Annotated in this window: 6 protein-coding genes; all 6 read left to right on the top strand. The window is 41.3% G+C overall.

Going from position 1 to position 7,249, the window contains the following annotated elements:
• Positions 1-141 precede the first annotated feature (141 nt).
• Entirely contained in the window at positions 142-1,158 is a 1,017-nt protein-coding gene (gene epd, locus VRK28_RS05530; protein WP_054551164.1) for an erythrose-4-phosphate dehydrogenase, read from the top strand.
• A 42-nt stretch (positions 1,159-1,200) separates the two neighbouring features.
• Positions 1,201-2,376: a phosphoglycerate kinase gene (locus tag VRK28_RS05525; RefSeq protein ID WP_054551165.1), complete on the top strand. Its 1,176-nt coding sequence runs from the start codon at positions 1,201-1,203 to the stop codon at positions 2,374-2,376.
• 196 nt (positions 2,377-2,572) lie between these two features.
• Positions 2,573-3,637 (top strand): class II fructose-bisphosphate aldolase, encoded by a 1,065-nt coding sequence (gene fba / locus VRK28_RS05520; protein ID WP_054560883.1) that lies wholly within the window; start codon positions 2,573-2,575, stop codon positions 3,635-3,637.
• A gap of 400 nt (positions 3,638-4,037) precedes the next feature.
• On the top strand, positions 4,038-4,988 hold the full coding sequence (locus tag VRK28_RS05515) for a porin (RefSeq protein ID WP_062564849.1): 951 nt from the start codon (positions 4,038-4,040) through the stop codon (positions 4,986-4,988).
• Between the two features lie 146 nt (positions 4,989-5,134).
• On the top strand, positions 5,135-5,824 hold the full coding sequence (gene phoB, locus VRK28_RS05510; protein WP_054551169.1) for a phosphate regulon transcriptional regulator PhoB: 690 nt from the start codon (positions 5,135-5,137) through the stop codon (positions 5,822-5,824).
• A gap of 56 nt (positions 5,825-5,880) precedes the next feature.
• On the top strand, positions 5,881-7,212 hold the full coding sequence (gene phoR, locus VRK28_RS05505) for a phosphate regulon sensor histidine kinase PhoR (RefSeq protein WP_062564850.1): 1,332 nt from the start codon (positions 5,881-5,883) through the stop codon (positions 7,210-7,212).
• Positions 7,213-7,249: the final 37 nt, after the last annotated feature.

Here is a 7,249-nt window from a genome sequence, read left to right as displayed (position 1 = left end):
CCAAAATTGAGCCATCTAGGGTTGTTAAAGTAGTTTTATTTACCTTGCCCTCTTATAAAAACTTCAAAGGTCGATTACAATACCGCCATCTAAAAGGCAGTTGCCTTTATCTGCAAGCAAATAGAGTGGATTTTCTTCTTCATGGCAATCAAACTTGCAATTAATGGTTTTGGTCGAATCGGGCGCAATATCGTCCGTGCACTGTATGAATCAGGGCTTGAAGATCAAATCAAAATTGTCGCTATTAACGAATTAGCCGACCCTAAGGGCATTGCCCATCTCCTTAAATACGATACATCTCACGGCCGCTTTTCATTCCCTGTTAATCTTGGCGAAGATACTTTAACGGTTGCTAACGACTCTATAGCCTTATTTGCAGAAGAAAACCCTGCAGAACTACCTTGGCAAACTCTTGATGTTGATGTGGTTCTTGAATGTACTGGGGTGTATCACTCTCGTGAACATGCAGAACTACACTTGGCTGCTGGTGCAAAAAAAGTATTGTTTTCACAGCCTGCAGATGCTGATGTTGATGCCACAATTGTGTATGGTATTAACGATGATGAGCTAAAAGCTGAACATACGATTGTTTCAAACGGTTCATGTACCACAAACTGTATTGTGCCAGTAATTAAAGTGCTGGATGACGCATTTTCGATTGAATCTGGGGCTATTACAACGATTCATGCCTCGATGCATGATCAGCAAGTGATTGATGCGTATCATCATGATTTACGTCGTACTCGCGCTGCAAGCCAGTCTATTATTCCGGTAGATACAAAGCTTGCTCGTGGTATTGAGCGTATTTTGCCTAAGTTTCATAGTCGCTTCGAAGCCATTGCTGTTAGGGTACCAACTATCAATGTGACGGCGATGGATTTAAGTGTAACAGTGAATACCGATGTGAATTTAGCGACTGTCAATCAGGCACTTAAGTTAGCTGCAAAAGACCGCCTTGACGGTATTTTAAGCTACACAGAAGAGCCATTGGTATCGGTAGATTTTAATCATGACCCACATTCTTGTATCATAGATGGCACTCAGACACGTGTTAGTCATAAACGACTGATAAAGTTGTTAGTGTGGTGCGATAATGAGTGGGGCTTTGCGAATCGTATGCTCGACACTGCGCGTGCGATGATGGCTGTAAGCCAATAATTTATAAATATAATATTAGTATCGTTAACTAAGGAGAAGTCCATGTCGGTCATTAAAATGGCAGATTTAGATTTAAACGGCAAACGCGTGTTAATTCGTGAAGATTTAAATGTGCCTGTAAAAGAAGGTAAAGTGACCTCTGATGCACGTATTCGTGCAGCATTACCAACTATCAAATTAGCGTTAGAAAAAGGCGCTAAAGTAATGGTGATGTCACACCTTGGCCGCCCTACGGAAGGGGAATATGATGAAGCGTTTTCGCTTGCCCCTGTGGTTAATTATTTAAATGATGCCCTTGAGCAAACAGTTCGTCTTGAAAAAGACTACCTAGAAGGCGTAGACGTTGCTGATAACGAAGTGGTTGTTTTCGAAAACGTGCGTTTTAACGCTGGCGAAAAGAAAAACGACGAAGCACTGTCTAAAAAACTAGCTGCATTATGTGATGTTTACGTAATGGACGCATTTGGTACGGCTCACCGTGCACAAGCATCGACTCACGGTGTGGGTTTATTTGCTGATGTTGCGTGTGCAGGTCCACTACTTGCGGCAGAGCTAGACGCACTAGGTAAAGCGCTTGATAACCCAGCTCGTCCTTTGGTTGCTATTGTTGGTGGCTCTAAAGTATCGACTAAGTTAACTGTACTTGATTCACTTTCGAAAGTGGTTGATCAACTTGTAACGGGTGGTGGTATCGCTAATACCTTCATCGCAGCGGCAGGTCACCCAGTAGGTAAATCTTTATTTGAAGCTGACTTAATTGATGAAGCAAACAAATTAAGTGCTGCGGCAAAAGCTAATAACGGTGAAATCCCGGTACCAACTGATGTTGTTGTAGGTAATGAGTTCTCAGAATCTGCAGTGGCGACATTAAAAGATGTGAATGAAGTAACAGACGAAGACATGATCTTCGATATTGGTCCTGATACAGCAAACCAATTAGCAAAAATCATTGCTAATGCGGGCACTGTTGTATGGAATGGTCCAGTTGGTGTATTTGAATTTGACCAATTTGGCAACGGCACACGTGCTATTGCTGATGCGATTGCTAACTCAAGTGCATTCTCGATTGCTGGTGGCGGTGATACGCTTGCAGCGATTGATAAATACGGCATTGCCGATAAAGTTTCTTACATTTCAACCGGTGGTGGTGCTTTCCTTGAATTTTTAGAAGGGAAAAAATTACCAGCAGTTGCTATGCTTGAAGAACGTGCTAAGTAATTAGTGCGTATGCCAGCGTAGTTATTAGGTAATTACGCTGGTTTAGCTGTTAATAAAATACCTCTCACCCTCGTTTTATTTACAGCTGTTACGGTAGGCGCGAGCTTTTCGTGATGCAGTGATGCATCAAAAAATAACTTATCCGTTCAAACTAGATAGTAGGAAACTACTGTCGATACAATTTGGAGAATACCAAATGGCTTTAATCAGTATGCGACAACTTCTTGATCATGCAGCTGAAAATGGTTACGGCGTACCTGCGTTTAACGTTAATAACCAAGAGCAAATGCGTGCAATTATGGAAGCGGCTGACAAAACAAACAGCCCGGTAATTGTACAAGGCTCAGCAGGCGCACGTGCCTATGCTGGTGCCCCTTTTATTCGTCATATGATTTTAGCAGCCGTTGAAGAATGGCCTCATATCCCAGTTGTAATGCACCAAGACCACGGAACTTCACCAGGTGTATGTCAGCGCTCAATCCAGTTAGGCTTTTCGTCAGTTATGATGGATGGCTCATTAATGTCTGATGGTAAAACCCCTTCAAGCTACGAATACAATGTTGATGTAACACGTCAAACAGTTGAAATGGCACATGCTTGTGGTGTGTCTGTTGAAGGCGAGTTAGGTGTTTTAGGTTCACTGGAAACAGGTGAAGCAGGTGAAGAAGACGGCGTTGGTGCTGAAGGTAAATTGTCTACTGATCAAATGCTAACAGATCCTGAAGAAGCCGCTGATTTCGTTAGTAAAACTAAGGTTGATGCACTTGCTATTGCTTGTGGTACATCACATGGTGCGTACAAGTTCACTCGTCCACCAACAGACGATATCTTAGCGATTGATCGCATTAAAGAAATCCACGCGCGTATTCCTAACACACACTTAGTAATGCATGGTTCGTCTTCTGTGCCACAAGAGTGGTTAGAAGTGATTAACCAATACGGTGGCGAAATTCCTGAAACGTATGGCGTGCCAGTAGAGCAGATCATCGAAGGTATTAAATATGGTGTTCGTAAAGTTAATATCGATACCGATCTTCGTTTAGCATCAACAGGTGCAATTCGTCGTCACTTAGCTTTAAACCCAGCTAACTTTGATCCACGTAAATACTTAGCTGAAGCAACGAAAGCAATGACAGAGATCTGTGTTGCTCGCTACGAAGCATTTGGTACGGCAGGTCAAGCTGGTAAGATCAAGCCAATCTCTTTAGATGATATGCATCTTAAATACTTATCAGGTGAACTTGATCCACAAATCAAGTGATTGATAGTAAAGTGAAAAAGCCGGCTTTATGCCGGTTTTTTATATGATTCGATCAAGGCGGATCAGCGATATACTTACTCGTGTTTTTCAGGATCACTGTTTTACTAACCTTAGCTTTCACGGATCATTATTTTACTAGTTGTATACTGATCACAGGCTTTTCTTTGCTCATCTTTTAAACGAAATGCTGAGCGCCTTAACATTAAATCAACAAGTTATCTTATTCTCTAAGTAAAAAACTGATCTGAAGTTGATCTTCTTAGTAAAAATCTGATCCTGATCTGATTAAGTTGGTAGATCAGTGATCCGTGATTTTTATGTGAAATATCTCCTCCTCGGCTTGACCAAAAGCCCTTTATGTTCGATTTTTAAGTTATTGCTTAAATTGAGGATCGCTACCATGAATAAACCTGCCATGATGTTGTCGAGCTTTGCAATGTGCATTATTTCTTTTCATAGTGCTGCCGAAGCTGTAGATGTGTATGGTCGGGCCCATTTAGGGGTTGCTAATAGCGACACTGGCGATGGCAGCGAAACTTCTATTGAGAGCTATAACTCTCGTATGGGGATCAAAGGCAGCGGTGAAATAAGCGATGGGTTAAAAGCCGTATATAAGTTTGAATTTGCAGTAAATGCGGCAGATCAAGATAGCGATGGTAAAACTGAAGAGAATATTACTGCGCGTAATCAATATGTTGGTCTACAAGGCAGTTATGGGCAGGTAGTGCTTGGTCGTCACGATACGGCGTTAAAAGTATCGCAGGGTAAAATTGATTTAATGAACGACTTTAATGGTGATGTTAAAGCCTTGTTCAATGGTGAAAATCGCCTTGGTGATGTGGTTCATTACAGTTCGCCAATTGTTGGCAATATGCAATTTGTGGTCACCTATATTGCTGAAGATAACTCCAAACAAGATGAAGAAACCGGTGTTTCTGCGGCATTTATGTATGGTGATAGTAAATTTAAAAAAGCGCCTTACTTTGTAAGTGTTGCCCACGACAGTAAAGTAGCCGGTTATGATACAACACGGTTTACGGCGCAAGGCCAATTAGGCGATTTAACCCTAGGCGGTATGTATCAACAAAGCGAAAAAGTCACAGGTTCTGACAAAGAAGATGGCTTTTTGGTGAGCGCATCTTACAAAATAGATAAATATAAGTTGCTGGCGCAATATCAAGATACTGATGGCAGCTTTGGTAAATTGAAAGATTCGGGTAGCGGTACTTCTGTTGGTGTTGAACGAAGCCTGTCAAAACAAGCACGTATGTACATGTGGTATACGCAATTTTCACTAGATAATAATGCTGATGAAGATCATCTTGCAGTCACTTTAAGGTATGACTTTTAATCCGAAATTTACTATTTAAGCGTAAAAAATGGCTATTTTTGCTTTGATTCTTTTGCGCTTTTTCAATTACTCGTTAGACTTTCATAAAAATGTCATACTTAGTCATAATAATGAAACCAGTTCGCTAACGAAAGAGATAAATTGGAATGTCACGTAAAGTACTAGTCGTCGATGACGAAGCGCCTATCAGAGAGATGCTGGTTTTTGTTTTAGAGCAAAATGGTTTTCAAGCAATTGAAGCAGAAGATTATGACTCTGCGATTGAAGCTATGGTTGAACCATACCCAGATATGGTTTTATTAGATTGGATGTTACCTGGTGGTAGCGGTATTCAAATTGCTAAGAAATTTAAGCAAAACGAATATACTCGTCAGATCCCTATCATTATGCTGACTGCTCGCGGTGAAGAAGAAGACAAAGTACGCGGCCTTGAAGTAGGTGCTGATGATTACGTAACCAAACCATTTTCTCCTAAAGAATTAATGGCGCGCATTAAAGCGGTTATTCGCCGTGTTTCACCAACCTCATTAGAAGAAGCCATTGAAGTTCATGGCTTACGCCTTGACCCAATCTCACACCGTGTAACATCAGAAGGTAGTGAATTAGATATGGGGCCTACTGAATTTAGATTACTACATTTCTTCATGACGCATCCTGAACGTGTTTACAGCCGTGAACAATTACTTGATCATGTATGGGGAACAAATGTATATGTAGAAGACCGTACTGTTGATGTACATATTCGCCGTCTACGTAAAGCGATTGCACCATTAGGGCATGACCGTTTAGTGCAAACCGTTCGCGGTGCAGGCTATCGTTTTTCAAGTAAATTATAAGTGTCATGGCAATGACCTTAACAAGCTAATTTACATACTTAAGGTAAAGTGAGTGTATGTATCGAGTAGTGAATAAACAGGCGTTAGCAAAACGCCTGTTTATGTATTTCTTACCCTTGTTATTAGTTGGCGTACTTGTAGGTGCGCCTTTTTTGCTTTTATTTTTAGGCTCTTTTGCACTTTTAATTTGGCATTATCATCAATTATATCGCCTCAGCGATTGGCTCCTTAATCAACGTAGTTTTAACCCACCCGAAGGGGAGGGAGCGTGGGAGCAAGTCTTTGAAGGGATCTATCATTTACAACACCGCAACCGTAAAAAACGCAATGAATTGGCAGACTTAATACGCCGTTTTCGTGATGGTGCCGAAGCTGTGCCTGATGCGGTTGTCGTATTACAAAAAGATCTTAGCATTATTTGGTGTAACCAATTGGCTTTAAAGGTTTTAGGTTTACAATGGCCTACCGATCATGGGCAACGCTTAGATAATCTTATTCGCGATCCTAAGTTTGCAAAGTACATGCATAAAGCTTGTTTCGATGAACCGCTCGAGCTTGATGGTGGCCACAGCTACGATCAAACCTTAGAGTTTCGTGTTATGCCCTATGCGAGTTCACAGTTGATGATGGTGGTGCGTGATGTTACTCGCTTAAAGCAACTTGAGCAGATGCGTAAAGACTTTGTGGCCAATGTTTCTCATGAGCTGAGAACACCGCTTACTGTGGTAACCGGTTACTTAGAAATGCTTGATTCAGATAGCTTACCACCTCCTGCAATGTGGCAAAAAGCGCAAACAACCATGCTTGAACAATGTAAGCGTATGGATAGCTTGGTCAATCAATTACTGTCTTTGTCGCGTATTGAAGGGGCACGTCGTCAAGATAACGATAAGCCTGTCAATGTGCCGCAGCTTCTTACCTATATTCAAACCGAAGCACAGTCATTGAACCAAGACAAAGGCCATGAGCTTATATTTAATGTTGATACGAGTTTAGACATTAAAGGGGCCGAAGACGAATTACGTAGTGCCTTTTCTAACCTTGTTTTTAATGCCATTCATTACACCAAGCCAGGTGGCAAGATTGTGGTTGATTGGCAGCTTAAAAATAACCAAGCCGCATTTAGTGTGACTGATAATGGTGATGGTATTGCCGCAGAGCATATTAACCGTTTAACCGAGCGTTTTTATCGTGTCGATAAAGCTCGTAGCCGAACGACAGGTGGGTCTGGGCTAGGTTTAGCAATTACAAAACATGTACTTACAAGGCATGACAGTCGATTAGATATCAGCAGTAAATTAGGACAGGGCTCTACCTTTGCGTTTGCATTTGGTAGCGAAAAAGTCGTACGTATTGAAGAAAAAATAGAAAAAACTGCAAAGTCATAAAAATGTCATTTAAGGGTAATCTAACTGTCATCTAGTG

This window comes from Pseudoalteromonas sp. P80D2 (assembly GCF_036680945.1).
In the GTDB taxonomy this organism is placed as follows: domain Bacteria; phylum Pseudomonadota; class Gammaproteobacteria; order Enterobacterales; family Alteromonadaceae; genus Pseudoalteromonas; species Pseudoalteromonas shioyasakiensis.
This window is presented reverse-complemented; position numbering and strand designations above follow the sequence as displayed.